Raw genomic sequence first — 24,944 nt, 5'->3', positions numbered from 1 at the left:
GCCATGATTGCGATGCCGAGCACGATTCCCTGCGGTGCGCGATGGATTGGTGGTTCGTCGATCACAAGCGCCTCTGGATTGCCGCGCCGTGTTCGTCAAAAGTCCCGGAAAATCCCAATCCGTAATGTTACGGGTCGGCGACCACTTCACATTTGTTGACCTGCATCCAGCCCGCATGCGAATCAAACGAAAAGGGCGTCGATCTCTCGATCGACGCCCCTCGCATTGTTTCGTTTTACCGGAGCTTAAGCCGCCACCCGCGCTCCTTCGGGAAGCGCGGCCTTCGCCTGCGCAACGATGGCGCTGAACGTCGCGGCCTCATTCATCGCCAGATCCGCGAGGATCTTGCGATCGAGAGTGACGCCGGCCAGCTTCAGGCCGTGCATGAACACGCCATAGGTCAGGCCCTCGGTGCGGACCGCGGCGTTGATGCGCTGGATCCAGAGGCCGCGGAACGTGCGCTTCTTAACCTTGCGGTCGCGATAGGCATATTGCCCGGCCTTCTCCACCGCCTGGCGGGCGATGCGGATGGTGTTCTTGCGGCGGCCATAATAGCCCTTCGCATCCTCTAGGATACGCTTGTGCTTGGCGTGGGTGGTAACACCCCTTTTGACACGTGCCATGGATCAGTTCCTCAATTCAGGCCGTACGGCGCCCAGAGCTTGACGCGCACCGTATCGGGCGTGGCAAGCACATCGGTGCGGCGGTTCTGGCGAATATATTTCGCATTGTGGCTGATCAGGCGGTGGCGCTTGCCGGCGACGCCATGCTTCACCTTGCCAGTGGCCGTCAGGGTGAAGCGCTTCTTGACGCCGCTCTTCGTCTTGAGCTTGGGCATTTTCGTCTCCTGGTTAAGCGACGGAAAAGAGGATGGCCGCGGCAGCCCATGTTCGCCGGGCAATCCATCGATATCGCTGGAAGCAGGCGCCTATAGATAAACAGGGCGGTGTTGGCAACCGACTCCATCCTCCCCTGGCCGGGGGGAGCAGCGGCTTCGGAACTGCCCCGATCATTACGGGTTGAGAGCCCTAATGGATATGTCCGTAAACCCCGATCCGACCGTCCGGAGCCCGGCGCCCCGCCCGCTCCACACCGCTACGGCGACGATCGTGGGGATCCTCACCACGCTGCTGGGGCTGATCTTCCTCGCCTGGCTGATCTTGTTCGTGACGCGCGGGCGCTTCCTGAAGCACACGTTCGAGCGCTATGCGAGCAGCTACACGCAACGCGACGCGAAGGTGGCCGGCGACTTCAATCTCTATTTCGATCCCATCGCGATCAAGTTTCTGGCCGAGGGCTTGACGGTCTCCAATCCCACCTGGGCGTCCAAACCCAACCTCTTCCAGTCAAAACTCATCGATCTTCGCCTCGAGACAATTCCGCTGATTTTCGGCAAGAAGCACGTCGACTGGATCACGCTGACCGACGGCGCGGTTGATCTGGAGTGGGACAAGAAACATAAGACCAACACCTGGACGTTCGGCGAGCCCGACACCAAGGGCGCCCCGTTCCAGATGCCGCTGATCGAGCGCGCCGCGGTCAGCGGGACCACGCTGCGCTATCGCGATCCGCAGATGTTCTTCAGCACCGATGTCAGCTTCGCGACGATCAACGCGCAGGACAATCGCTTCGCCAACACGATCACGTTCACCGGCGATGGCACGCTGCGCGGGCGTAAGCTGACCTTCTACGGCAGTCAGCAATCCCCAAACGAGCTCGCGGCGGGCGGCGTCAATAAGTTCGAGGTTCACGCCCGCGCGGCCACCGATCGGCTCGATGCCGCGGGCACGCTTCCTGGCGCCACGATTATCGAGGGCGCCGATCTGCAGGTCGCCGCACGGGGCGCCAATCTGCGCAACCTGTTCGATCTGCTCGGCGTGGTCGTGCCCGATACCCGCGCTTATCATCTCCGCTCCCACCTCACCAAGGTGGGCAACGAATGGCGCTTTACCAAGCTGAGCGGCGGCTATGGCGCCAGCGATCTCGCCGGCACGCTGACGGTGCGGATCCCGGAGACGCCGATCCTTGAAGGCGGCCGCATCAAGCTGATCGCGGATATCGCCTCGCGCTACGTCGATATCGTCGATATCGGCCCGTTCATCGGATATAACCCGACCGCGCTGGCCACCAAAGGCGCGACCGCCGCCGCGACGACGCAGCACGGCAAAGGTGATTATCCGCGCATCCTGCCCGATGCGCCGCTGCGCAGCGATTCGATCAAGACCTTCGATGCGGACGTCAAATATCGGGTCGCTGAGATTAAGGAGCCCTTCGTCCCGGTTTCGAACATCGTGCTGGGGCTGACGCTCGATCGATCCCTGCTCACGCTCAGCCCGCTCAATTTCGACATGGCGGGTGGCCATGTCACCAGCACGATCTCGGTCAATGCGCGCGTGCCGGCGGTGATCACGGACTATGATATCCGCATGTCGCCAACGCCGATGGGCAAGCTGCTGGCGCGATTCGGCGTGGCCGATGCGGGCACGACCGGCACGATCAAGGCGCGCATCCAGATGAAGGGCACCGGCGATTCGCTGCGCAAGAGCCTCGCCACATCGAACGGCCGCATCGCCATCATCCTGCCGCAGGGCACCTTCTGGACGAAGTATACCCAGCTCAGCGAATTCGATCTGGGCGTTTTCGTGCAGCGCATGTTCCAGGACAAGCTCAAGAAGCCCGTGCAGATCAATTGCGGCCTGATCGGCTTCACGGTGCGCAACGGCATCGCCGCCGCCGATCCGGTGCTGATCGATACGCAGGCCAATGTGATGACGATGAAGGGCGGCTTCAGCTTCCAGGATGAATCGCTCGATTTCGCCTTCCGCGCGGATGCCAAGAAGTTCAGCCTGTTCAGCGGCCAGTCGCCGGTCGGCATCAAGGGCCATTTCGCGGCGCCGTCGATCCAGATCATCACGCCGCAATTGCTGGCGCGGGCCGGTGTCGGAGTAGGGTTGGGCGTACTGTTCCCGCCGGCCGCGCTGATCGCCTTCGTCGATCCAGGCGATGCCAAGGCTGCCGCCTGCGGCCCCGTGCTGGCAGGCGACACGGCTGCCGCGCAGCGCACGGTGAAGGGCAAGGACCGCAAGGACGTCGGCACCAAGGCGGACAACAGCGCCAAGGCTGCGGGGGATGACAGCAAGGACGGGAAGAAGAAAAAGGTGCTGGGGATTTTCTAAGCTGCGATCACCTATCTCCGTTTGTGCTGAGCCTGTCGAAGCACTGTTCTGTTTTTAATCGCGGAAAAAAAGAACAGCCCTTCGACAAGCTCAGGGTGAACGGTAGTTTGAGTCAGCAGGCCAGCACCTCCACCGCCGCCTCGATCAGCCCCGGATCACCCGCCGCAATCACCCGCCCATCGCTCTCCGCGCCGAGCGGCTTCCCGTTCCAGTCCGTCATCCGCCCGCCCGCGCCCTCCACCACCGGCACCAGAGCGGCGAAATCGTAAAGCTTGAGCCCGGCCTCGACGACCAAATCGAGATGCCCCGAGGCGAGCAGGCCGTAATTGTGGCAATCGCCGCCCCACAGCACATCCCGGCACTCCCCCCGAAGCCGCTCGAACGCCGCCCAGCTATCGCCCTTGAAATAGGAGGGCCCGGTGGTGGCGATATGCACCTTGGCGAGCGCCGCGCAGGCGCGCGTTTCGGCAGGCGCGCCGTTGAGCGTGGTCCGCTCCCCCTTGGCGCCCAGCCAGCGATCGCGCGCGATCGGCTGATCGATCACGCCCAGCACCGGCTCGCCCGCCTCCAGCAGCGCGATCAACGTCCCGAACAAGGGCCGCCCGGCGAGAAAGGCGCGCGTGCCGTCGATCGGATCGATCACCCACACCCGCTCCGCCTTCGGCCGGTCCTCGCCATATTCCTCGCCGATCACGCCATCGTCGGGGCGGTGCGCGGCCAGCAGTTGGCGGATCGCCGCCTCCACCGCGCGATCGACCTCGGTCACGGGGGAGGCGTCCGCCTTGGTCTCGATCGTGAAGCGGCGGCGGAAAAAGGGCCGGATCACGTCCCCCGCGGCATCGGCGAGGGCGTGAGCAAGGGCAATATCGTCGGGCGCCATACGCATTTCTAACCCCATGACCCGGGGCCGTCGATGGGCGATAGAGCAGCCAAGCAAGCGGAGGAGGCGGCATGAAGACATCGGCAATGGCATGGGCGTTGGCATCGGCGCTGATCGCGTCCCCCCTCGCGGCCGCTGCACCGCCCATCTTGTTCGCGCAGCCGTGGATCGATGGCACCGCCGCGAACGAGCCGGAAACGCAGGTGCAGCGGCTGGATGCCGACACCTTCGTCATCCGCCAATCGATCAAGACCAATTTCGAAGGGCCGTTCCTCTACCTGGTCTTCGGCAAAGAGCGCGCGTTGCTGATCGACAGCGGCGCCGGTGGCCTCAAGATCCGCCCCACCATCGATCGCCTGATCGAGGAGTGGCTGGCGGCCCACCATCGCACATCCGTGTCGCTCACTGTCGCGCATAGCCATTCCCACGGCGATCATATCGCCGGCGATGCCGAGTTCGCCAATCGCCCCGATACGATCGTGGTCGGCCACAGCCCCGAGGAGGTCGCGCGCGCCTTCGGCATCGCCGATTGGCCGAAGAGCATCGGCACCTTCGATCTCGGCGGCCGTACGCTGAGCATCATCCCCACGCCCGGCCACCAGATCGCACACATCATGGTCTATGATCCGAAGCTCAAGCTGCTCTTCTCCGGCGATGCGCTCTATCCCGGCCGGCTCTATGTGCCCGTCAACCATATCGAGGAGGAGCGGGCGAGCGTGGACCGCCTCGCGGCCTTCGCCGCCGCGCATCCGATCCGCGCCGCGCTCGGGGCGCATATCGAGATGACCGATGTGCCGGGCAAGGATTATGCCCAGCGCGCGCCGTCCCACCCGCACGAGCATCGGCTGGAACTGTCGCCCGACAGCATCACCGAACTGCAGACCGGACTGAAAGCCCCGCTGACGACGCCCGGCGAGCGCCAAATCCACAACGATTTCATCATCGCCCCGGTGCCTCCGCGCGACAAGTGAGGCGGTAACAGCCCCTCCCTTTGAAGGGAGGGGTTGGGGGTGGGTGCGCGCGTCTGCGCGCCCAAAAGACTCTCAGCCGCTGCGCCGCAAAGCGCCGCCGGGGGCCCTTCGACGGCCTGCAAGGCAGGCGCTCAGGGCGGGCCGCCCCGTCGCCGCTGCCCCACCCCCGTCCCCTCCCCCGAAGGGGAGGGGTGAGATTCGACTTTAATCGAACAGGCTGGAGACCGAGGTTTCGTCGGCGATGCGCTTGATCGCTTCGGCGAGCAAAGGCGCGATCGGCAGCAGGCGGATCTTGTCCGATGCCTGCACCGCCGCGCTCGGCGCCAGCGAATCGGTGATCACCAGTTCGTGCAGCGCCGATCCATCGACCCGCGCCACCGCCCCGCCCGAAAGCACGCCGTGCGTTACATAAGCGACGACATCCTCGGCCCCGGATTCGCGCAGGGCGGCGGCGGCGTTGCAGAGCGTTCCCGCCGAATCGACGATATCGTCGATCAGAATGCAGAAGCGGCCGCGCACGTCGCCGATGATGTTCATCACCTCGCTCTCGCCCGCGCGCTCGCGGCGCTTGTCGACGATGGCGAGGGGGGCGTTGTCGAGCCGCTTGGAGAGCGCCCGCGCGCGCACCACGCCGCCGACGTCTGGCGAGACGACCATCAGATTGCGATCCCCGAAGCGCGCCTTGATGTCGGCGGACATCACCGGCGCCGCATAGAGATTGTCGGTCGGAATATCGAAGAAGCCCTGGATCTGCCCGGCATGGAGATCGATGGAGAGAACGCGATCGGCGCCCGCGGCGGTGATCATGTTGGCGACCAGCTTGGCCGAGATCGGCGTGCGCGGGCCGGGCTTCCGATCCTGCCGCGCATAGCCGAAATAGGGTATCACGGCGGTGATGCGCTTGGCCGATGCGCGGCGCAGCGCATCGATGCAGATCAGCAATTCCATCAGATTGTCGTTGGCCGGGTAGCCGGTCGATTGGACGACGAACACATCCTCGCCGCGGACATTCTCGTGGATTTCGACGAACACTTCCTCATCGGCGAAGCGGCGAACGGCGGCATCGGTGAGCGAGGTTTCCAGATAAGCGGCGATCTCGCGCGCAAGCACCATGTTCGCGTTGCCGGTCATCAATTTCATGTCGTCGCCTCCCGCGCTTGGCTCATAGCGGCGCGTGCGTGGATCACAACCAGCCGTTGGCGCGAAGCCCGGGCAATTCGCTGCGCGCGACGGGCACGTCCAGCTTGTTTACAAGCCGGAGCGCGGTCGCCCGATCGCGCCGCACCACCTCCGCCACCGCAGCGCGCGCCACCCACCAGCTGCGATGCACCCGCGCGCCCTCGATCCCCTCAAGCTCGGCGACCGCATCGCGCAGCCGCATCAGGATCAGCGTGCTGCCCTGGGCGGTGTGTGCGCGGACATAATGGTCCTCATTCTCAAGGGCGAGCAGGTCGCTGCCAAGGTGAGGCGGCAGGCGATCGAGGAAGGCCGGGCGGGGCGGGGGTGCTTCGACGATGGCGGGCGCGGCAACGGGCTCAGGCGTGGCGGCCGGCGCGGCAGTCCGATGGCGGAAGGCCAGCAGCTGGACCGCAGTGGCGATGCCGCCGACGATCAGCACATAAGGATAGACCTTGGTCATGCCCGCCAGGCTGACCCGATCGATCTGGAAGCCCGCACCCAGCCAGCAGACGATCGCCGCTGTCGGGATCGCCGCGATCGCGCAGGCGAGCACCAGCGCGATCCCATAAGGCAGGCCGGTCTGTTCCGTGAGCACCTGCCCCGCCGCGATCACGGGCCTGAAGCAGGCGTAACCGAGCAGCGACAGGGCGATCCAGTTAAGCGTCCGCGGCAGCAGCGGCATCGCAAAGCTGCCCATCGGCCCGATCAGCCCCATGACCAGGCCCAGCGCCGTCATCAAGAACAGCTCGGCAATGATATCGCGGATGCGGGCGGTCATCACCAAAGCCCCTCCCTTTCAAGGGAGGGGTTGGGGGTGGGATAGCGGCGGCGGGGGCTCGATGCCCCCGACGTTGCTTTAGGTGGCGGCCGGTGGCTGATTCTTCGAGGCGCGCAGACGCGCGCCCCCACCCCTATGCCCCTCCCCTGAAGGGGAGGGGTTGTTGTTGCTGGCCAGATCATCGCGTACCATTCACGAAGCGCGAACGGTTTCTGTCAACCGCCCACGAAGGTTTTGGCACCCTCGGCGTAAGCGCGATTGCGGGCCTGCTGTGCTGCCGCTCATCTCCCGACAACACCCAGGAGACACTCAATGGCCAGCCTCGCAATCGATCGCCCAACCCCCTATCGCGCGCCTTCCAAGATGATCGTCGGCGGCGCGATTCTAGTTGGATCGATGCTGCTGATCGCGGTCGTTCGGCGGCTGAACAGCGGCGTGCCGATAGCGGGCGTGTCGCCGTGGCTGGCGGTGCATCTCGCCACGGTGATCCCGGCGCTGCCGCTCGGCGCTTATGTCATGATCCGGCGCAAGGGCGATCGGTTGCATCGGATGCTCGGCCGCACCTGGGTGATCCTGATGATCGTCACGGCGCTCGCCAGCTTCGGCGTGCGGAGTTCGGGGCATTTGAGCTGGATCCACATCCTCTCGCTGGTCGTGCTGGTCAGCGTGCCGCGCGGCGTGGTGATGGCGATGCGCGGGCAGGTCAGCAAGCACCGGCGCGTGATGACCAATGTCTATATCGGGCTGATCGTGGCGGGGCTGTTCGTGTTCCTGCCGGGGCGGTTGCTGGGGAGCTGGCTGTTTGGCTGACTGTCGTGCTCCGGCGAAGGCCGGAGCGCTGGCGGCGTCAGTGCTCACCTCTCCAGCGCTCCGGCCTTCGCCGGAGCACGGTGTGGCCAACAATCTAGCGCGGCGCGCAAGTCGCTGATAAGCCGCGCCGATGCACAAGGGGCAGGAGCGGATCCTCTATCTGGATGGCTTGCGGGGTCTGGCGATCCTGCTGGTGCTCGCCTGGCATTATCTCGGCCCGGTCTATGCGATGCACCTGCCTTACGGAGGCCGCTTCGCTTACTGGCCCGTGGTGCGGCAGGGCTGGGCGGGGGTGAACCTGTTCTTCCTGATCTCCGGCTACGTCATCTTTATGACGCTGGAGCGGTGCACCGGCTTCGTCGATTTCATGCTGCGGCGCTGGATCCGGCTGTTCCCCGCGATGCTGATCGGATCGGTGCTGATCTATTGCGCCGCGCAGCCGATGGCGCGCTGGATGCCGGGGGGGCAGGCGCACGCGCTCGATCTGATGCCGGGGCTGACGCTTGTGAACCCCTTCTACTTCATCCGCTATTTCGGGCTCAACGTCCGCTCGCTGGATGGCGCCTTCTGGTCGCTGTATGTCGAGGCGGCATTCTACGTGGTGATCGGGCTGCTCTATTTCCGCATCGGCTGGCAGCGGTCGCTCGCGGCGCTGATCGGCCTGTGGATCGCGGTGGTGATGATGCCGCCGCTGGCGCACGATTATGCGCTTGTCCCTTATCTCAAGCCACCCTACCGCTTCCTGAAAAATCTCGGCTGCGGCTATTTCGGCTGGTTCGCAAGCGGGGCGCTCTTCTTCAAGGCGCGCAAGGATCGGGATCGCGGCCTGTTCGCGCTGGCGTTGGCGATGGGCCTGATCGCTTCGCTCACCACCGACATTCCCGACAATATCGAGAAGACGACGCGGATCTCGCTCGGCCTTTCGGTGCTGTTCTTCGCCTGGGTCCAGCAATCGGCGCTGGCGCAGCGGCTGCTGGAGGCGCGCTGGCTGCTGTTCGTCGGCTTCGTCAGTTACCCGCTCTATCTGGTGCACAGCGCGATCGGCGTCGGGCTGATCGCGGTGCTGGCGCGGGAGACGGTGATGCCCGTGCTGCTGCCGCCCTTGCTGGTGACGGCGGCGATGATGGCGCTCGCCTGGCTGCTGGCGCGCTGGGCCGAGCCGGCGGTGGCGCGCGCGCTCAAGCCTGTGACCGAGGGCCTGCGCCGCCTGTTCCGCGTCAAGCCCGCGCACCGGGATGGACCACCGCGCGGCCTGCTCGCATAAGCCGCGCATGACAGTCGTTACCCGCTTCGCCCCGTCGCCGACGGGCCGGCTCCATGTCGGCAATCTGCGTACCGCGCTTCACAATTGGCTGTGGGCGAAAAAGCACGGCGGGCGCTGCCTGCTCCGCCTCGACGATACCGATCTCGCCCGATCGACGGTGGAGTTCGCCGACGCGATCCAGACCGATCTCGCCTGGTTCGGCACCGCGCCGGATGGGATGGTGCGCCAATCCGAGCGCTTCGATCTTTACGAGCGGCGTTTCGAGGAATTGCGCGCGGCGGGGCACGTCTATCCCGCCTATGAGACGCAGGACGAGTTGGACCTCAAGCGCAAGGTGCTGGCCGGGCGCGGTCTGCCGCCGATCTACGATCGCGCCGCGCTCAGGCTGAGCGATGAGGAGCGGGCGGCGCTCGAGGCCAAGGGCATCGCACCGCACTGGCGCTTCAAGCTCGATCACACCGCCCCGATCGCATGGTACGATCTCGTCCGCGGGCACCAGAAGATCGATCCCGCGCTGCAGAGCGATCCCGTGATCCGCCGCGCCGATGGCAGCTGGCTCTACATGCTGCCCAGCGTGATCGACGATATCGACATGGGCGTCACCCATGTCGTGCGCGGCGAGGATCATGTCACCAACACCGGTCTGCAATTGCAGATGTTCGCTGCGCTGGGCGCGACGGCCCCCGCTTTTGCGCACGAAGCCCTGCTGGTCGGCAGTGAGGGCAAGCTTTCCAAGCGGCTCGGCTCGCTCGGCGCCGATGCCTTCCGCGAGGAAGGGATCGAGCCGCTGGCGCTCGCTGCTTTGCTCGCGCGGATCGGCACCAGCGATCCCGTCGAGCCTGTCACCGGCCTCGATACGCTTTCCGAGACCCTCGACTTCGCCCGCTTCGGCCGCGCGCCCGCGCGGTTCGATCTCGAGGAATTGAAGGCACTCAACGCCAAGATGATCCACCTGCTGCCCTATGCGGCGGTGGCGGATCGCCTGCCGTCAGCAATCGACGCTGCCGCCTGGCCGGTGATTGCCCCCAATCTGACGCGGATCGATCAGGCCAGCGATTGGGTTGCCGTGCTGGCGGGGGAGATCGATGCGCCCGCAGTGAATGAAGAGGACGGCGCCTATCTCGCCACGGCGGCACGGGTGGCGGCGGAGATCGATTGGAGCGCCGAGCCCTGGGCTGCGCTAACGAACCGGCTCAAGCAAGAAACGGGGCGCAAGGGCAAGGGACTTTTCCTGCCGCTGCGCCAGGCGCTGACCGGCCATGATCACGGCCCCGATATGGCGAGCCTGCTGCCATTGATCGGTCAAGCGCGGGTGGTGGCGCGGCTGGAGCGGGCGGCTGCTTAATATCTCATCGCCCTGCTGGACGTGTTCCGGCATCCACCCACCCGCTGGCTCCGAACCCGGAATGGGGCGGATCCCGGGATGACGGAACGGACCGCGGCTAGGCTGTTACGCCTCGCCCGCCGTATCGATCAGCGCCGCGGCGATCGCCTCGCTCGGGCTCTTGCCGCCCCACAATACGAACTGAAAGACCGGATAGAAACGCTCGCATTCGTCGATCGCGGCTTCGATCAGCGCCTCGGCATGATCGAGGCTGAGCGCGCTGTCCGCGTTGATGTCCAGCAAGGCGGCATGGCGGAAGAGCAGGATGCCGCTCGATGACCACAGCTCGAAATGGCCGAGCCAGAGCTGTTCGTTGACCAGCCCGATCGTCTCGTAAAGCGCGCCGCGGCGATCGGTGGGGACGCGGATATCGGGCAGCGCCAGGAATTGCAGCACGCGATCGGCCTCGCGCCACACCGCGCGCAGCTCATGCTTGGTCCAGCTGCCCGCGACGGTGGCGACCAGTTCGTCATCGGAAACACGTTCGAAAGACCAGTTATGCGCCTCGCAATATTGCTCGATCGTATCGATCGGCACCTCGCCCAGCGGCTCGCTCTCGAAATCCTCAGCGATCATAGACCAGCCTCGCTCGTTAGACGCAGGTCAGCGGCGCTGACCTGCGGGCGGCACCGGCCCGCTCCCCAACCCGGCCTCCCACAGCGTATCCTGGATGGGAGGCCGGGTGGGGGAGCGGGCCGGTGCCGAACAAACCGTAACGCACGGGGTCTGCCAAGCCTAGCGCGGCCGGGCATAAAGCTGTGGAAAAGTCCGGGATTAGCGCTTGGCCTTTTTGCCGGGCTCGGGATTGTCGGCGGTCGGCGCATCGCCTTCGGGCGCGGGCTTGAGCGCGGCGATCTCGGCCTTGAGCGCCTCCACCTCGTCGCGCGCGGCGGCAGCCATCGCCTTCACCGCCTCGAATTCCTCGCGGCTGACGAAATCCATCCCGCCCATCAGCCCCTTGAACTTCTCACGCAGCCCCGCCTCGGCCTCACGCCCCATGCCGGCGAAGGTGCCGGCGAAGCCGTTGGCCATCTTGGCGAAATCCTCGAAGAACTTGTTTTCGGTCTGCATGGGTGGGCTCCGGTCGAACTGTTGAACGTCAGATGGCGACGGATTGTGGGAAGTGCAACGTCCCAACCTTACCCGTTCGTGTCGAGCGAAGTCGAGACACGTCCCTCGACTACGCTCGGGACAAACGGGAAGGGCGAAGTTGAGGAAGTTGAGGAGTGCGAAAGGTGAGGGGAAAGTGAGGCCAATGTCGCGGTTCAAAATCCCTCCCGCCGCGTCGCCGCGATCAGGAATTCGACATTGCCTTCGGGGCCGGTGATCGGGCTCGGGACGATGCCGTCGACATGCCAGCCCTGCAGCTCCACCCACGCCTCGACCTCGGCGCAGACGCGCGCGTGGATCGCGGGATCGCGGACGACTCCGCCCTTGCCGACCTCGGCGCGCCCGGCCTCGAACTGGGGTTTGATCAGCGCGACCAGCCGCGCGCGGACGCTGGCAAACTCCAGCGGGCGGGCGAGGACTTTGGCGAGCGCGATGAAGCTGGCATCGCAGACGATCAGATCGATCGCCTCGGGCACATCCTCGCCGGTCAGATAGCGGGCGTTGGTCTGTTCGAGCACGACGACGCGCGTGTCCTGCCGCAGCTTCCAGGCGAGCTGATTGGTGCCGCTATCCACCGCATAGACCCGCGCCGCGCCGCGCGCGAGCAGCACATCGGTGAAGCCGCCGGTCGACGATCCCACATCCATCGCCACCGCCCCGCCGACATCCCAGCCGAACCATTCGAGCGCATGATCGAGCTTGAGCCCGCCGCGCGACACCCAGGGATGATCGCGCCCGCGCACCTCCAGCGGCTGATCCTCGGCGATCGCTTCCCCCGCCTTGGCCACCTTGCGCTCCCCCGCATAGACGAGGCCCGCGAGGATCAGCGCCTGCGCGCGGCTGCGGCTTTCGACGAGGCCGCGATCGACAAGCGCCTGATCTATGCGGATTTTGGGCACCTAATGATCCTCCCCTGCAAGGGGAGGGGGACCGGCCGCAGGCCGGTGGAGGGGTGTCACCGTTTGGGAAAATCGCACCGTTGACACCCCTCCGTCGCGCTCCGCGCGCCACCTCCCCTTCCAGGGGAGGATTTCACAGCCGATAATAGTCCGCGACGCGATCCAGCGCCATCAGCAGCACCAGCTTTGCCGCACGTTTGGGCCAGCCGAGCGCGCGCTCGCAGGCTTCCAGCCCTTCGCCACTGCAGACCACCCGCCACAGCACATCGGACAATCCCTGTCCCGCCGCCGCGATCGCGCCATCGAAGCGGCGCTTGGCGGCGATTCCGGCGAGCGTGGGATCGAGCGGGGCATCGGGGCCGCGCGCGCCCTTGGCGGTGGGCATGGCGTCCCAGCGCATCGTCACGCGCGGGCCGAGCCCCGCCATCGTCCAATCATCGCGCAGCCGCACGCCCGCATCATGCTGTCGGAGCGAGACCAGCCCGCGCGCCAGCAGCCAGCCGAGCGGCGATTCGGCGAGATTGACCGTCACCGTCCGCGCCGGTCCGCGCCGCCGCACGCCGCTCGCCACGCCGACCGGATCGGGTAATGCGCGCTCCACCAGAATGCGCCGCCTATTGCCGCCGTTCGCCTGCTTGTCCGCTTCCACCCGTTCGTCTCCCGATTGCCCGACTCGATTTTGGGCTTGCCACGTCAAACGCGCTGTGGGACAGCGATAAATAACCCACACGGTTATATTGAGGGATTTGATGATAACCAACATCCGCGAGGTGCGCCGCGCCAAGCGCATGACCCTGCAGCAGGTCGCCGATGCGTGCGTGCCGCCGACTACCGCGCAAACGATCGGCCGATTGGAGACGGGCACGCGCACCGTATCGGTCGGCTGGCTCAACCGCATCGCCGCTGCGCTGGGCGTTGCGGCCGGCGATCTGGTGCGGCTGCCCGAACAGGCTGATCTGCCGCTCGCCGCCGAAGTCGGCCATCAGGGTGCGCATGCCCCGAAGCATCAGCAGCGCGTCGTGCCGCCGGTGGTGCTGCCCGCGCATGTCGCGGTGCGGATCAGCGAGAGCATCGGCGATTATCGCGCGGGGGATATTTTGTGGTGCGAGCGGCTGGCGCCCGAGGCCTTCGCCACCGCGCTCAACCGCGATGTGCTGGCGCCGCGCCCGGCGGGCCGCTTCGCCTTCGGGCGGATGATCGGGCGGGAGGGCGATCGGCTGCTGTTGCTGCCGCCCGGCGCGGGCAGCCGGCAGGTGGTGATCGCCGATGCGCCGTGGATCGCGGTGGCGAAGCAATTGGTGCGGGGGCTGTAGATAGTTCGACTGACCGTTTGCCCATCGATCCTCCCCTGCAAGGGGAGGGGGACCGTTCGCGCAGCGAATGGTGGAGGGGTGTCCCGCTGTCGAGAGGGTGACACCCCTCCGTCAGCCCTGCGGGCTGCCACCTCCCCTTGCAGGGGAGGATTTAGGGCTTCGGCATCGGCCCGACGATCAGCAGCGGGTCCAACCGTGCGCTTGCATTCCACGTTACGCCCCAATGCAGGTGCGGGCCGGTGGCGCTGCCGGTCATGCCGACCTTGCCGATCTCCTCACCGCGCGTGACGCGCTGGCCGCTCACCACCTCGATCGCGGACAAGTGCATGATCGCCGAGACCAGCCCCATGCCATGATCGATCATCACCATATTGCCCTCCAGCGTGAAGGGATGATCGGTGACGAGCACCACGACACCATCGGCGGGCGCGAGCGCGGGCCAGCCGGTGGGACGGGCGATATCGATGCCGCCGTGCGGCGCGCCCGAAACGCCATTGGCATAGGTGCGCTGCGATCCGAACAGCGTGCTGATCCGCCCCACCGCCGGCCACGCCCATGGCCCGCGCCAGCCATCGCTCTCCGCGTTGACCGCCTTGGCGGCGGCGATCTGCGCGATCTCGGCGTCGCGGATGCGCTTCTGCGCGGGTGTCGCCGTGCCGCCGCGCTGCAGCGTGGGCAGGTTGCTGATGTCCCACTGGCGGGGCGTGACGGTGAGCGGCAGGCGGAGCAGGCGACCGTCGGCGAGGCGCGCTTCGAGCAGCGCGGTGGGCGGGGCATCGCGGTTGAGGCCGATGACGAAGCGGCCGTCGGCGGCAAAGCGGAGCGGCTTGCCGTCGAGGAGCAGGAGGGCGGTGTCTTTGGGCGCGGTGCCGTAGAGCAGGGTGCCCTGGGTGACCTCGCCTTTGAGCTGGAACAGCGTGGGGCTGACGATCTGCGGGGGTGGCGGGGCGATGGGTTGGCCGGGCGGCGGCGGCAGGGTGTGCGGGCCGGGCGCGGTCTGGCGTTCGGCGCAGGCGGCGAGGAGGAGGAGGGCTGTCGCAGCACTCAAGCCCCTCCCCTTCAGGGGAGGGGTTGGGGTGGGGGCGAGCGAAGCGAGCGTCGACGCCCGCTGCAAAAGCGCCGCCGGGGGCATCGAGCCCCCGTCGGCGCACCCCACCCCTAGCCCCTCCCCTGAAGGGGAGGGGTTGATAACAATGTTCAACCCACCCGCTCGGCAGCGGTGGCGGCGTCGGCGGTGGCGTAGGGTTCCTGGCGGCGAACGCTCCAATAGCGGAGGTCGTCAATCGCGATCCGCTCGCCGCTCGCCGCGCAGACGACATGATCGCCCGGCGCCAGCACGCGGAAGGTGTTCGCCATATAGTGGAGCCGGGCGGGGCGGCCTTGGGCCATCAGCATCGGTCTTGTCCTTACAGCAGCTTGGGCTGCTCGATTGGCGCGGGTTTTGCGCGCGTTGGTTTGGAGGCTTGGGGCCGATCATAGGAAGGCGGCGCGCCATCCTCAACCCGCGCGGCCACCCGCCCATCGGCGAAAACCAGCGTCACGGCGTTTGCCGCCTTGGCCTGCGCCGCGCTGGCGACAGTATGGCCGTCGCGCGCCTCGACCCGCGCATAGCCGCGCGCCAGCGGCTTATCGGGATGGAGCTGCTCGGCGACGCGCCACAACCGGGCGAGGCGCTCGCTGGCATCGGTCAGGCGGTGCTGGATCAATTGCGGCCTGAGCCGCAGCGCGCCGAGCCGTTCCCTGCCGCGCGACACGCGCGCAGTCAGCAAGGCGGGGCGGAGCGCGCCCGAGGTCTGCGCCAGTTCGCTCCGCGCTTCGGCAAGGTGGCGGCCGAGCGCGCGCGGCAGGCGATCGCCCGCGTCGTCGAGCCGCTGGCGCTGGGGCGCGAGCAAGCGATCGGGCGGCGGCAGGCGGCGCGCGACATTGCCCAGCCGTTCGGCGCCATGATCGCGATAGCGGCGCGCGCAGCGGCCCGCGCGCAGCCACAATTCCTGCACTCCCGCCGCGAGATCGGCGAGCACCGGCACCGCCATCTCGGCGGCGGCGGTCGGCGTCGGCGCGCGGACGTCGGCGGCATAATCGCAAAGCGTCGTGTCGGTCTCATGCCCGACCGCCGAGATGATCGGGATCGGCGATTCGGCGACGGCGCGGACCACCGCCTCCTCGTTGAAGGCCCACAGATCCTCGATCGAGCCGCCGCCGCGCGCGACGATGATCAGCTCGGGCGGCTCCGGCAGCAGCGCGAAGCCGCGCACCGCCGCCGCCACCTGCGCCGCCGCGCCCTCCCCCTGCACCGCCACCGGCCAGAGAATGACGTGGCTGGGGCAGCGATCGGCGAGGCGGTGGAGGATGTCGCGGATCACCGCGCCGGTGGGCGAGGTGACCACCCCGATCGTGCGCGGCAGGAAGGGCAGGGCGCGCTTGCGCTCGGCCGCGAACAGCCCCTCCGCCGCCAGCGCCCGGCGGCGCTGATCGAGCAACGCCATCAGCGCGCCCTGGCCGGCCAGCTCAAGCTGCTCGATCACGATCTGATAGCGCGAACGGCCGGGATAGGTGGTCAGCCGCCCGGTGGCGATCACCTCGGCACCATCCTCGGGCCGGAAATTGACCGGTGTTCCCTTCCAGATCACGCCATCGATGCAGGCGCGATCGTCCTTGAGCGTTAGGTAGGAATGGCCCGAGGCCACGCGCTTATAACCCGAAATCTCACCGCGGACGCGGACATGGGAGAAAGCATCCTCCACCGATCGCTTGAGCGCGCCGGAAAGTTCGGAGACGGTGAGCGCGGGTGAATTGTCGCCGGGAACTGGAGTATCGACCAGACTTGCCATTATTTCTCCGTTCGTGTCGAGCGAAGTCGAGACACGTTAGCACAGCGCCCGTTGCACGTCCCTCGACTACGCTCGGGACGAACGGGGAAGAGGGAAGATAGATAGGATGATCGTCCTGCTCATCGGTTCGGGCGGGCGCGAGCATGCGCTGGCGTGGAAGCTGGCGCAATCGCCGCGGCTGACCAAGCTTTACGCCGCGCCCGGAAATCCGGGGATCGCGCAGCATGCCGAATGCGTCGATCTCGATCCCGCGCACATCGAATCGATCGTCGCCTTCGCGCGCGACGAGAATGTCGGGCTAGTGGTGGTCGGGCCGGAGCAGCCTTTGGTCGCAGGGCTGGCGGATCGGCTGAAGGAGGATGGTGTGCTGGTGTTCGGGCCGACCGCCGCCGCCGCGCAGCTCGAAGGATCGAAGGGCTTCACCAAGGATCTGTGCGCCCGGGCCGGCATCCCGACCGCCGCTTATGGTCGCTTTACCAATGCCGCCGATGCCAAGGCTGCTTTGCCCCGCTTCGGGCTGCCGGTCGTCATCAAGGCGGACGGCCTCGCGGCGGGCAAGGGCGTGGTGATCCCTGCTACCGCTGCGGAGGCAGTAGCGGCGATCGACGATATGTTCGATGGCGCGTTCGGCGGCGCGGGCGCCGAGGTGGTGATCGAGGAATTTCTGGAGGGCGAGGAGGCAAGCTTCTTCGCGATCACCGATGGCATCAGCTTCGTGCCGTTTGGATCGGCACAGGATCACAAGCGCGTCGGCGATGGCGATATCGGCCCCAACACCGGCGGTATGGGCGCCTACAGCCCGGCGCGCGTGCTGACGCCCGAGCTTGAGGCCCGAGCGATGCGCGAGATCATCGCACCCACGGTCAAGGCGATGGCGGAGGCGGGCACGCCGTATGCCGGCGTACTCTACGCGGGGCTGATGCTCACCGCCGAGGGGCCGAAGCTGATCGAATATAATGCGCGCTTCGGCGATCCCGAGGCGCAGGTGTTGATGCCGCGCTTCGGCGGCTGCCTGATCGATCTGATGCTGGCAGTGGCCGAGGGGCGGCTGGGCGAGACCGATCCTCCCACGCTGGCCGATCGTACCGCCTTGACCGTGGTGCTGGCGGCGAAGGGCTATCCGGGCACGCCCGAGAAAGGCGGATCGATCGCGGGGATTGAAGCCGCCGAGAGGGGCGGGGCGATCGTCTTCCAGGCGGGCACGGCGCTGCGGGATAGGCAGCTCATCGCCAACGGCGGCCGCGTGCTGGCGGTGACCGCGACCGGCGCGAGCGTCACCGAAGCGCAGGCCAAGGCCTATGCCGCGGTCGACCGGATCGATTTCCCCTCCGGCTTCTGCCGCCGCGACATCGGCTGGCGCGAAGTGGCGCGGGAGCGGAGGTAAGCCACAACACCGTCTGTCCCGAGCGAAGTCGAGGGACGTGTCTCGACTTCGCTCGACACAAACGAGTTAGCGAGGTGGGTACTGCCCTAACTTGCCTTTATCGCATTCGGGAAGCTAGAGGCGCGCGCAAGCCGGTGCACCAGGCCCGCACACAACAGGGATGTCATGAACCAGACTACGATCCTTATCATCGCCGTGATCGTCGTTCTGGTCGCGCTGTTCTTCTTCCTTGTCCGTGGCCGCAAGCAGCATGTGTCGTTCGAGGGCAAGCCCGAGGCGATGCTCAATCAGCGCCCCGCGCCGGTCGCCAAAGTCACGCCCGCTCCGGCCACTGCGCCCACCGCCGAAGGCCATGGCGTCGGTTCGGAGGTTTCGGCGGCGATCGAGGATGTCGTCGATCAGTTCATGGGGCTGGACGCGCATCCTTCGGGCCAGGATCAGGTGACGCATGCGGGCGATACGCTGACCACGCTCAAGGGCCTCGGCCCCAAGGCCGCGACCCGGCTCAACGAACTCGGCGTCACCACCTTCGCGCAGATCGCAGCGTGGGACGAGGGCGATGTCCAGGCGATCGACGCGCAACTTGGCGCGTTCAAGGGCCGCATCCGGCGGGACAAATGGGTGGAACAGGCGCGCTTGCTGGCCAAGGGCGATACCGCGGCGTTCGAGGAGGCCTACGGCAAGCTCGGGTGACGCAGCTAAGGATGGAAGCATGATCGAAGGCCCGATCTGGTCGATCGGCTGCGGCAATATGGCGGGCGCGATGCTGCGGCGGTGGCTGGAAACCGGGCTCGATCCCGCGCAGCTCACCATCATCCGCAAATCGGGCGCGCCCTTTGCCGAGGGGGTCACCGTGCTCGATTCCGCGCCGCCCGATGGCGCGGTGCCGGCCATGGTGCTGCTCGGCGTCAAGCCGCAGATGATCGATGCGGTCGCGCCCTGGCTCGCGCCGCTGCTGGCGCCCGAGACGTTGTTGGTGTCGATCCTGGCGGGCGTTGATCTCGCCGCGCTGCGCCAGCGCTTCCCCACGCCGCATACCATCGTTCGCGCCATGCCCAACACGCCGGTCGTGATCGGGCAAGGGGTCGTCGCGCTTTGCACCGACGGCATCGCCGAGGAAGAGCGCATCGCCGGGCTGATGGCGCCGCTCGGTCTGGTCGAATGGGTGGACGAGAGCCTGTTCGATGCGGTCACCGCGCTGGCCGGATCGGGCCCGGCCTTCCTGTTCCGCTTTATCGATGCGCTTGCGGCGGCAGGGGCCGACGTCGGCCTCGATCCCGCACAGGCCGAGCGGATGGCGATCGCCACCGTCGCCGGCGCGGGGCTGCTCGCGGCGGGATCGGAGGAGAGCCCGGGTGCGCTCGCCGATCGCGTTGCCAGCCCGGGTGGCAGCACGCGCAAGGGGCTGGATGTGCTCGATCAGCCCGAGGCGCTGCGCCCGCTGCTGCGCGATACGCTGCAGGCCGCGATCCTGCGCAATCGGGAAATGGCCGCCGCCGCGCGCTGATGCTGCATTGCAAAGCAGGGTGCAGCGGTTAGAGGCAAAGGCGCTTCATGCGGGTTCACAGGGGTAGATGATGCGCATTACGATGATCGGTACGGGCTATGTCGGGCTCGTCTCGGGCGCCTGTTTTTCGGATTTCGGGCATGACGTGATCTGCGTCGACAAGGACGCCGCCAAGATCGAAAAGCTCGAGGCCGGCGTCATGCCGATCTACGAACCGGGCCTGGATGCGCTGGTCGCGACCAACGTCAAGGCGGGCCGCCTGTCCTTCACCACCGATCTCGCCGCGGGCGTCGCCGATGCGGACGCGGTGTTCATCGCGGTCGGCACGCCGTCCCGCCGCGGCGATGGCCATGCCGATCTCTCCTATGTCTATGCCGCCTCGGAAGAGATCGCCAAGGCGGTGAAGGGCAAGACCGTGATCGTCACCAAATCGACCGTGCCCGTCGGCACCGGCGACGAAGTCGAGCGGATCATGCGCGAGGGCGCGCCGGGCAAGGAGATCTACGTCTGCTCCAACCCCGAGTTCCTGCGCGAAGGCGCGGCGATCGACGATTTCAAGCGTCCCGATCGCGTCGTCGTCGGCACCGAGGAGGAGGCAGCGAAAGAGGTGATGCGTGCCATCTATCGCCCGCTCTATCTCAATCGCTCGCCGATCCTGTTCACCGCGCGGCGGACGAGCGAGCTGATCAAATATGCCGCCAACGCCTTCCTGGCGACCAAGATCACCTTCATCAATGAGATCGCCGATCTCTGCGAGGCGGTCGGCGCCAATGTGCAGGATGTGTCGCGCGGCATCGGCCTCGATGGCCGCATCGGCGCCAAGTTCCTCCACGCCGGCCCCGGTTATGGCGGTTCGTGCTTCCCCAAAGATACGCTGGCTTTGCTCAAGACCGCCGACGATTATGATACGCCGGTGCGGATCGTCGAGGCGGTGGTGCAGGTCAACGATGCCCGCAAGCGCGCGATGGGCCGCAAGGTGATCAAGGCGATGGGCGGCGATGTGCGCGGCAAGACCGTCGGCATCTTGGGTCTGACCTTCAAGCCCAACACCGATGACATGCGCGATGCCCCCAGTCTGGCGGTGATCCAGGCGCTGCAGGATGCGGGCGCCACCGTGAAGGCGCACGATCCCGAGGGCGTGGAGCAGGCCGCCAAGGTGCTGAAGGACGTCGAATTCGTCGCCGATCCCTATGCGGCCGCGGACGGGGCCGATGCGCTGGTGATCGTCACCGAATGGGATGCCTATCGCGCGCTCGATCTCGCCCGGCTCAAGGGCCTGCTCAAGACGCCGGTGCTGGTCGATCTGCGCAACATCTACCCGATCGATGAGGCCGAGAAGGCGGGCTTCGACTATACCAGCGTCGGCCGCGGCAACGGCCTCGTCGGGGAGCTGGCCAAGGCCGAGGGCTGAACGCCATGATCCAGGTCGTCGCGGTCGATCTCGGCGGGACCAACGTCCGCTTCGCGATCGCCGATGTGGCGGGCGGCAAGGTCACGTCCATTGCGCCCGAGGTGACGCTCCATACCGCCGATTATGCGAGCTTCGCGCTGGCTTGGGGCGCGTTCGAGGAGAAAGCGGGAAGCAAGCTGCCCCGCGCGGTGGTGATCGCCATCGCCGCCCCGATCGAGGGCGATGCGATCAAGCTCACCAACAACCCCTGGGTGATCCGGCCCTCCGCCTTGAAGCAGGAGCTGGATGTCGATGATTTCCTGCTGATCAACGATTTCGGCGCGGTCGCTTATGCGGTCGCGGCGGTAGAGCCGCACGATCTGCATCATCTGTGCGGGCCGGACGAGCCTTTGCCCGCAACCGGGGTGATCAGCGTCGTCGGGCCGGGCACGGGGCTCGGCGTGGCTTTGATCCTGCGCGATGCGAGCGGCCTGCATGTGATCGAAACCGAGGGCGGCCACGGCGATTTCGCGCCGCTGGACGTGATCGAGGATGCGATCCTGGCGCTGGCCCGCCAACGCTATCGCCGCGTCTCCAACGAACGGATCGTCTCCGGCCCCGGCCTTTCGGAAATCTATCAGGCGCTGGCGCAGCGCGACGGGCGGGCGGTGGTGCCCGGCGACGACAAGACGCTGTGGACCGCCGCGCTGGAGGGCAGCGATCCCCATGCGGCGGCGGCGCTCGATCGCTTCTGCCTGTCGCTGGGCGCGGTGGCCGGCGATCTGGCGCTGGAGCATGGCGCGCACGGGGTGGTGATCGCGGGCGGGCTCGGCCTGCGGCTCAAGGACCGGCTGGCGCTCTCGGGCTTCGCCGAACGCTTCACCGCCAAGGGCCGCTTCGAGCGGCGGATGGCGTCGATCCCGGTGAAGCTGATCACCTATCCGCAGCCGGGCTTGCTGGGTGCTGCGGCGGCATATGCGAAGCGGGTGGGCTAAATTGCTTTTCCTCCCCCGCTAGGGGGAGGTGGCGCCAGAGGCGTCGGAGGGGGCGGTCGGGGCCGCCCTATCATAGGTCGCCGCATCCTCCCCCTCCGTCAGCTGCGCTGCCACCTCCCCCTGGCGGGGGAGGATTGGAACAGGTCAGCCGGCGCACTGTTCTCCCGCAATGTCCCCCGCGCTCACCCTGGCTATCGGCGATCTCGCGGATCGGCGCATCCTCGCCATTCTCCTCCGCTCGCTGCTCCTCACCTTGCTGATCTTCGCCGCGCTTGGGAGCCTCGCCGTCTGGGCATTGCAAGGCGTCGATCCCTGCGGCTGGATCGGCGACGATAGCTGTCCGCTCGGCCTGGCCGGCGGGAGCTTCGGCGCGCTGGCGCTGATCGCGCTGGCGATCTGGCTGCTCTTCCCCGCCGTCGCGCTCGGCGTGATCTCGGCCTACATGGATCGCGTTATTAGCGTGGTCGAGGCGCGGCATTACCCGCAGGCCGCCGCTGCCGCCCGCCCGATGGGGATAGCGCGCGGCGCCTGGCTCGGCCTCGCCTCGGCGCTGCGCGTTCTGCTCTATAATCTGATCGCCTTGCCCTTTTACCTGCTGCTCCTGGTGACGGGCATCGGCCCGCTGATCCTGTTCGTGATCGTCAACGGCGCCGCCTTCGGCCACGATCTCGGCGCGATGGTCGCGCTGCGCCATGGCGACCGCATCAGCCGCCGCGCCTGGCTCCGCGCCACCCGCGGCGATCGCTGGGCGATCGGCGCGGCGATGACCGCGCTGTTCCTCGTCCCCATCGTCAATCTGATCGCCCCGATCCTCGGCGCCGCCGCGATCACCCACCTCCACAACCGCCGCACCCGATTCGAGACCTTGCCCTCCCGCAACACTCCCCTCTAAGGGCGTGCCTCCGTTGGGGCGTCGCCAAGTGGTAAGGCAGCGGCTTTTGGTGCCGCCATTCGGAGGTTCGAATCCTCCCGCCCCAGCCAAACACGGAAGCGTTGCACCGGATGGCCTTGCCCGCGCTCTTCGCCGCAGCAATCGCGGTGACCGGCATCACCGAAAATCCCTGCCCGCCGCCGTTGCCGATTCCGCCGGAACTCGTCGCGTGGCGCAATGCGATGTACGCGCCGGCCAACCACGCCACCATCCCGCCGCCCGCATCGCTGAATGCCTATAACGCGGCCTATGCCGAGCAGCGGCGCGCGGACTGGCCCGATCTTTGCCATTACCGGCTGGAAAACCTCTCGCTGAAGGCGCAGCCCGCCGCCGCGCGCCGAGTCGTCTTCATGGGCGATTCGATCACGCAGGCCTGGGGCTATGGCGATCCCGCGCTGTTCCGCAACGGCTGGGTGGATCGCGGCATCAGCGGCCAGACGACGCCGCAGATGCTGCTGCGCTTTTCCGCCGACGTGCTCGCGCTGCGTCCGCGCGTCGTTCACATCATGGCGGGCACCAACGATGTCGCGGGCAATACCGGACCTTCGACGTTTGAGACCGTCGAGCAGAATATCGCGGCGATGGTGACGCTGGCCAAGGCGGCGGGGATCAAGGTGGTGCTCGCCGCCGTCCCGCCCGCCGCGCGCATGCCCTGGGCGCCGCAGATCGCGCCCGCGCCGGTGATTGCCGCGCTCAACGCCCGGCTGCGCGCGCTCGCCGATCGGGAAGGCGTGATCTTCGTCGATTATGCGCCGGCGATCGGCCTGCCCGATGGATCGATGCGGCCTGAAATGACGCTCGACGGCGTCCACCCGAGCGCGGCGGGCTATATCGCGATGGCCCCGCTCACCCGCGCCGCGATCGCGCGGGCGGGGGTCGCTCCTTAAGCTCTCTCCCTTGAGGGAGAGGGTTGGGTGAGGGTGAGCGACGTTGAGAGGGTGGAACTCGGGCTTCGCCCTCGTGCCCTCACCCTCCCACATATCTCGCTATGCTCGATATGCGGGCCCCTCCCTCTCCCGCTTGCGGGAGAGGGGAAGTCGTCAGAACACGCGCTCTACCCAGCCATGGGGATCGGGTGCGGTGCAGCGCTGGATATCGGTGAGCTGGGTGCGGAGCTGTTCGGTCAGCAGGCCCGGGCCGCCGTTGCCGATCGTGAAATCCCGATCGCGGCCGCGCACCCGGCCGATCGGCGTCACCACCGCCGCCGTGCCGCAGGCGAAGGCCTCGCGCAGGCGGCCGCTGCGCGCATCGGCCTCCCATTGATCGATCGCATAGGGCTCTTCGCGCACCGTCATTCCCTGATCCGCAGCCAGCGTCAGCAGCGAATCGCGCGTGACGCCGGGCAGGATCGTGCCGCCCAGCGGCGGCGTCTGCAGAGTGCCGTCATCGAACACGAAGAAGGTGTTCATGCCGCCCAATTCCTCGATCCAGCGGCGCTCGACCGCATCGAGGAACACCACCTGATCGCAGCCCTCGCGGATCGCCTCGGCCTGCGCCTGCAGGCTGGCGGCATAATTGCCGCCGCACTTGGCTGCACCCGTGCCCCCCGGCGCCGAGCGGGTGAACTCGTCGGATATCCACAGGGTCACGCTGGTCGGCCCGCCCTTGAAGTAAGCGCCGACCGAGGAGGCGATGCACAGATAGAGATATTCGGACGAAGGTTTCACCCCCAGGAATGCCTCGCTGGCGATCATGAAGGGCCGCAGATAGAGCGATCCGCCTTCGCTCTCGGGGATCCAGTCGCGATCGATGCTGACCAGCCGGCGACAGGATTCGAGGAACAATTCTTCCGGCAGCGGCGCCATCGCCAGCCGCGTCGCCGAATCGGCGAAGCGGCGCGCGTTCATTTCGGGCCGGAACAGCGCCGCGCCGCCTTCGGGCGTGCGGTAGGCCTTGAGGCCTTCGAAAATCTCCTGCGCATAATGCAGCACCGCGGTGGCTGGATCTAGCATCAGCGGCACGCGCGCAGTCACCTTGGCGTCGTGCCAACCCTCGCCCTCAGTATAGCGGATCGAGACCATATGATCGGTGAACACCCTGCCGAAGCCCGGGCTCACCAGCTTTTCCGCACGCGCGTTGGCGGCAAGCGGGGCGGGGTGCTCTTCGATGGCGAAGGACAGGGCAGTCATCACGGGTCTCGCT

At 67.1% G+C, this 24,944-nt stretch carries 26 protein-coding genes and 1 tRNA gene; 14 read left to right on the top strand and 13 right to left on the bottom strand.

Annotated elements, in window-relative coordinates; translation table 11 throughout:
- Positions 1 to 245: 245 nt before the first annotated feature.
- Both rplT and rpmI read right to left on the bottom strand, forming a co-directional pair.
- Entirely contained in the window at positions 246 to 623 is a 378-nt protein-coding gene (gene rplT / locus FHS31_RS09785) for a 50S ribosomal protein L20 (RefSeq protein ID WP_167073193.1), read from the bottom strand.
- 11 nt (positions 624 to 634) lie between these two features.
- A complete protein-coding gene (rpmI, locus tag FHS31_RS09780; protein WP_167073192.1) occupies positions 635 to 838 on the bottom strand; it encodes a 50S ribosomal protein L35 in 204 nt (67 codons plus the stop codon).
- Between the two features lie 193 nt (positions 839 to 1,031).
- On the opposite strand from rpmI, the gene FHS31_RS09775 reads away from it, so the two are divergent.
- Complete coding sequence (locus tag FHS31_RS09775) at positions 1,032 to 3,176, top strand: AsmA family protein (protein ID WP_167073191.1); 2,145 nt, start codon at positions 1,032 to 1,034, stop codon at positions 3,174 to 3,176.
- A 112-nt stretch (positions 3,177 to 3,288) separates the two neighbouring features.
- Here FHS31_RS09775 and hisN read toward each other — a convergent pair whose 3' ends face one another.
- A complete protein-coding gene (gene hisN, locus FHS31_RS09770) occupies positions 3,289 to 4,056 on the bottom strand; it encodes a histidinol-phosphatase (protein WP_167073352.1) in 768 nt (255 codons plus the stop codon).
- A 71-nt stretch (positions 4,057 to 4,127) separates the two neighbouring features.
- On the opposite strand from hisN, the gene FHS31_RS09765 reads away from it, so the two are divergent.
- Positions 4,128 to 5,027, top strand: coding sequence for an MBL fold metallo-hydrolase (locus FHS31_RS09765; protein WP_167073190.1), 900 nt, complete (start codon positions 4,128 to 4,130; stop codon positions 5,025 to 5,027).
- A gap of 204 nt (positions 5,028 to 5,231) precedes the next feature.
- On the opposite strand, the gene FHS31_RS09760 is transcribed toward FHS31_RS09765, so the two are convergent.
- Together FHS31_RS09760 and FHS31_RS09755 are read right to left on the bottom strand one after the other, a co-directional pair.
- Positions 5,232 to 6,167, bottom strand: coding sequence for a ribose-phosphate pyrophosphokinase (locus FHS31_RS09760; protein WP_167073189.1), 936 nt, complete (start codon positions 6,165 to 6,167; stop codon positions 5,232 to 5,234).
- Positions 6,168 to 6,210: 43 nt separating this feature from the next.
- A complete protein-coding gene (locus FHS31_RS09755) occupies positions 6,211 to 6,984 on the bottom strand; it encodes a LytTR family DNA-binding domain-containing protein (RefSeq protein ID WP_167073188.1) in 774 nt (257 codons plus the stop codon).
- Between the two features lie 312 nt (positions 6,985 to 7,296).
- Here FHS31_RS09755 and FHS31_RS09750 point away from each other — a divergent pair, with 312 nt between their 5' ends.
- The 3 genes from FHS31_RS09750 (at position 7,297) to FHS31_RS09740 (ending at position 10,403) form a co-directional block, all read left to right on the top strand.
- Complete coding sequence (locus FHS31_RS09750) at positions 7,297 to 7,794, top strand: DUF2306 domain-containing protein (RefSeq protein ID WP_167073187.1); 498 nt, start codon at positions 7,297 to 7,299, stop codon at positions 7,792 to 7,794.
- A 130-nt stretch (positions 7,795 to 7,924) separates the two neighbouring features.
- Positions 7,925 to 9,058, top strand: coding sequence for an acyltransferase family protein (locus FHS31_RS09745; RefSeq protein ID WP_167073186.1), 1,134 nt, complete (start codon positions 7,925 to 7,927; stop codon positions 9,056 to 9,058).
- A gap of 7 nt (positions 9,059 to 9,065) precedes the next feature.
- Positions 9,066 to 10,403, top strand: coding sequence for a glutamate--tRNA ligase (locus FHS31_RS09740; protein ID WP_167073185.1), 1,338 nt, complete (start codon positions 9,066 to 9,068; stop codon positions 10,401 to 10,403).
- Between the two features lie 105 nt (positions 10,404 to 10,508).
- Here the strand turns inward: FHS31_RS09740 and FHS31_RS09735 are convergent, their stop codons facing one another.
- The 4 genes from FHS31_RS09735 to FHS31_RS09720 all read right to left on the bottom strand — a co-directional run bounded on the left by FHS31_RS09735 (position 10,509) and on the right by FHS31_RS09720 (position 13,100).
- On the bottom strand, positions 10,509 to 11,018 hold the full coding sequence (locus FHS31_RS09735; protein ID WP_167073184.1) for a type III secretion system chaperone family protein: 510 nt from the start codon (positions 11,016 to 11,018) through the stop codon (positions 10,509 to 10,511).
- A gap of 198 nt (positions 11,019 to 11,216) precedes the next feature.
- Complete coding sequence (locus tag FHS31_RS09730; protein ID WP_167073183.1) at positions 11,217 to 11,513, bottom strand: accessory factor UbiK family protein; 297 nt, start codon at positions 11,511 to 11,513, stop codon at positions 11,217 to 11,219.
- Positions 11,514 to 11,707: 194 nt separating this feature from the next.
- Complete coding sequence (locus FHS31_RS09725) at positions 11,708 to 12,451, bottom strand: TlyA family rRNA (cytidine-2'-O)-methyltransferase (protein WP_167073182.1); 744 nt, start codon at positions 12,449 to 12,451, stop codon at positions 11,708 to 11,710.
- Between the two features lie 133 nt (positions 12,452 to 12,584).
- The gene (locus tag FHS31_RS09720) at positions 12,585 to 13,100 is read right to left on the bottom strand and encodes a DUF6456 domain-containing protein (RefSeq protein ID WP_425057212.1); all 516 of its coding nucleotides are present in this window, start codon (positions 13,098 to 13,100) and stop codon (positions 12,585 to 12,587) included.
- A 100-nt stretch (positions 13,101 to 13,200) separates the two neighbouring features.
- Here FHS31_RS09720 and FHS31_RS09715 point away from each other — a divergent pair, with 100 nt between their 5' ends.
- Positions 13,201 to 13,764, top strand: coding sequence for a helix-turn-helix domain-containing protein (locus FHS31_RS09715; RefSeq protein ID WP_167073181.1), 564 nt, complete (start codon positions 13,201 to 13,203; stop codon positions 13,762 to 13,764).
- 151 nt (positions 13,765 to 13,915) lie between these two features.
- Here FHS31_RS09715 and FHS31_RS09710 read toward each other — a convergent pair whose 3' ends face one another.
- The 3 genes from FHS31_RS09710 to xseA form a co-directional block, all read right to left on the bottom strand.
- The gene (locus FHS31_RS09710; RefSeq protein ID WP_243843389.1) at positions 13,916 to 14,812 is read right to left on the bottom strand and encodes a M23 family metallopeptidase; all 897 of its coding nucleotides are present in this window, start codon (positions 14,810 to 14,812) and stop codon (positions 13,916 to 13,918) included.
- 149 nt (positions 14,813 to 14,961) lie between these two features.
- Complete coding sequence (locus FHS31_RS09705; protein ID WP_167073179.1) at positions 14,962 to 15,159, bottom strand: DUF2093 domain-containing protein; 198 nt, start codon at positions 15,157 to 15,159, stop codon at positions 14,962 to 14,964.
- Positions 15,160 to 15,170: 11 nt separating this feature from the next.
- Positions 15,171 to 16,595: an exodeoxyribonuclease VII large subunit gene (xseA, locus tag FHS31_RS09700; RefSeq protein WP_167073178.1), complete on the bottom strand. Its 1,425-nt coding sequence runs from the start codon at positions 16,593 to 16,595 to the stop codon at positions 15,171 to 15,173.
- Between the two features lie 106 nt (positions 16,596 to 16,701).
- On the opposite strand from xseA, the gene purD reads away from it, so the two are divergent.
- From purD to FHS31_RS09660, 8 genes are all read left to right on the top strand, one after another.
- A complete protein-coding gene (gene purD, locus FHS31_RS09695; protein WP_167073177.1) occupies positions 16,702 to 17,979 on the top strand; it encodes a phosphoribosylamine--glycine ligase in 1,278 nt (425 codons plus the stop codon).
- Between the two features lie 165 nt (positions 17,980 to 18,144).
- Positions 18,145 to 18,672, top strand: coding sequence for a hypothetical protein (locus FHS31_RS09690; RefSeq protein ID WP_167073176.1), 528 nt, complete (start codon positions 18,145 to 18,147; stop codon positions 18,670 to 18,672).
- Between the two features lie 19 nt (positions 18,673 to 18,691).
- Positions 18,692 to 19,486 carry a pyrroline-5-carboxylate reductase gene (gene proC, locus FHS31_RS09685; protein WP_167073175.1) on the top strand — a complete coding sequence of 265 codons (795 nt, stop codon included), beginning with the start codon at positions 18,692 to 18,694 and terminating at the stop codon, positions 19,484 to 19,486.
- 70 nt (positions 19,487 to 19,556) lie between these two features.
- Positions 19,557 to 20,897, top strand: coding sequence for a UDP-glucose dehydrogenase family protein (locus FHS31_RS09680; RefSeq protein ID WP_167073350.1), 1,341 nt, complete (start codon positions 19,557 to 19,559; stop codon positions 20,895 to 20,897).
- An 8-nt stretch (positions 20,898 to 20,905) separates the two neighbouring features.
- The gene (gene glk / locus FHS31_RS09675) at positions 20,906 to 21,871 is read left to right on the top strand and encodes a glucokinase (RefSeq protein ID WP_167073349.1); all 966 of its coding nucleotides are present in this window, start codon (positions 20,906 to 20,908) and stop codon (positions 21,869 to 21,871) included.
- A 169-nt stretch (positions 21,872 to 22,040) separates the two neighbouring features.
- Positions 22,041 to 22,763, top strand: a complete 723-nt coding sequence (locus FHS31_RS09670) for an EI24 domain-containing protein (protein WP_167073174.1) — start codon at positions 22,041 to 22,043, stop codon at positions 22,761 to 22,763.
- Between the two features lie 14 nt (positions 22,764 to 22,777).
- A tRNA-Gln gene (locus FHS31_RS09665) sits at positions 22,778 to 22,852 on the top strand.
- A gap of 21 nt (positions 22,853 to 22,873) precedes the next feature.
- Complete coding sequence (locus FHS31_RS09660) at positions 22,874 to 23,689, top strand: GDSL-type esterase/lipase family protein (protein ID WP_243843388.1); 816 nt, start codon at positions 22,874 to 22,876, stop codon at positions 23,687 to 23,689.
- Between the two features lie 153 nt (positions 23,690 to 23,842).
- Here FHS31_RS09660 and FHS31_RS09655 read toward each other — a convergent pair whose 3' ends face one another.
- Complete coding sequence (locus FHS31_RS09655) at positions 23,843 to 24,931, bottom strand: branched-chain amino acid aminotransferase (protein WP_167073173.1); 1,089 nt, start codon at positions 24,929 to 24,931, stop codon at positions 23,843 to 23,845.
- Positions 24,932 to 24,944: the final 13 nt, after the last annotated feature.

The organism is Sphingomonas vulcanisoli, from assembly GCF_011761305.1.
GTDB classification, from domain to species: domain Bacteria; phylum Pseudomonadota; class Alphaproteobacteria; order Sphingomonadales; family Sphingomonadaceae; genus Sphingomonas_I; species Sphingomonas_I vulcanisoli.
The sequence above is the reverse complement of the archived record's forward strand: the minus strand, read 5'-3'. Positions and strand labels throughout refer to the sequence as shown.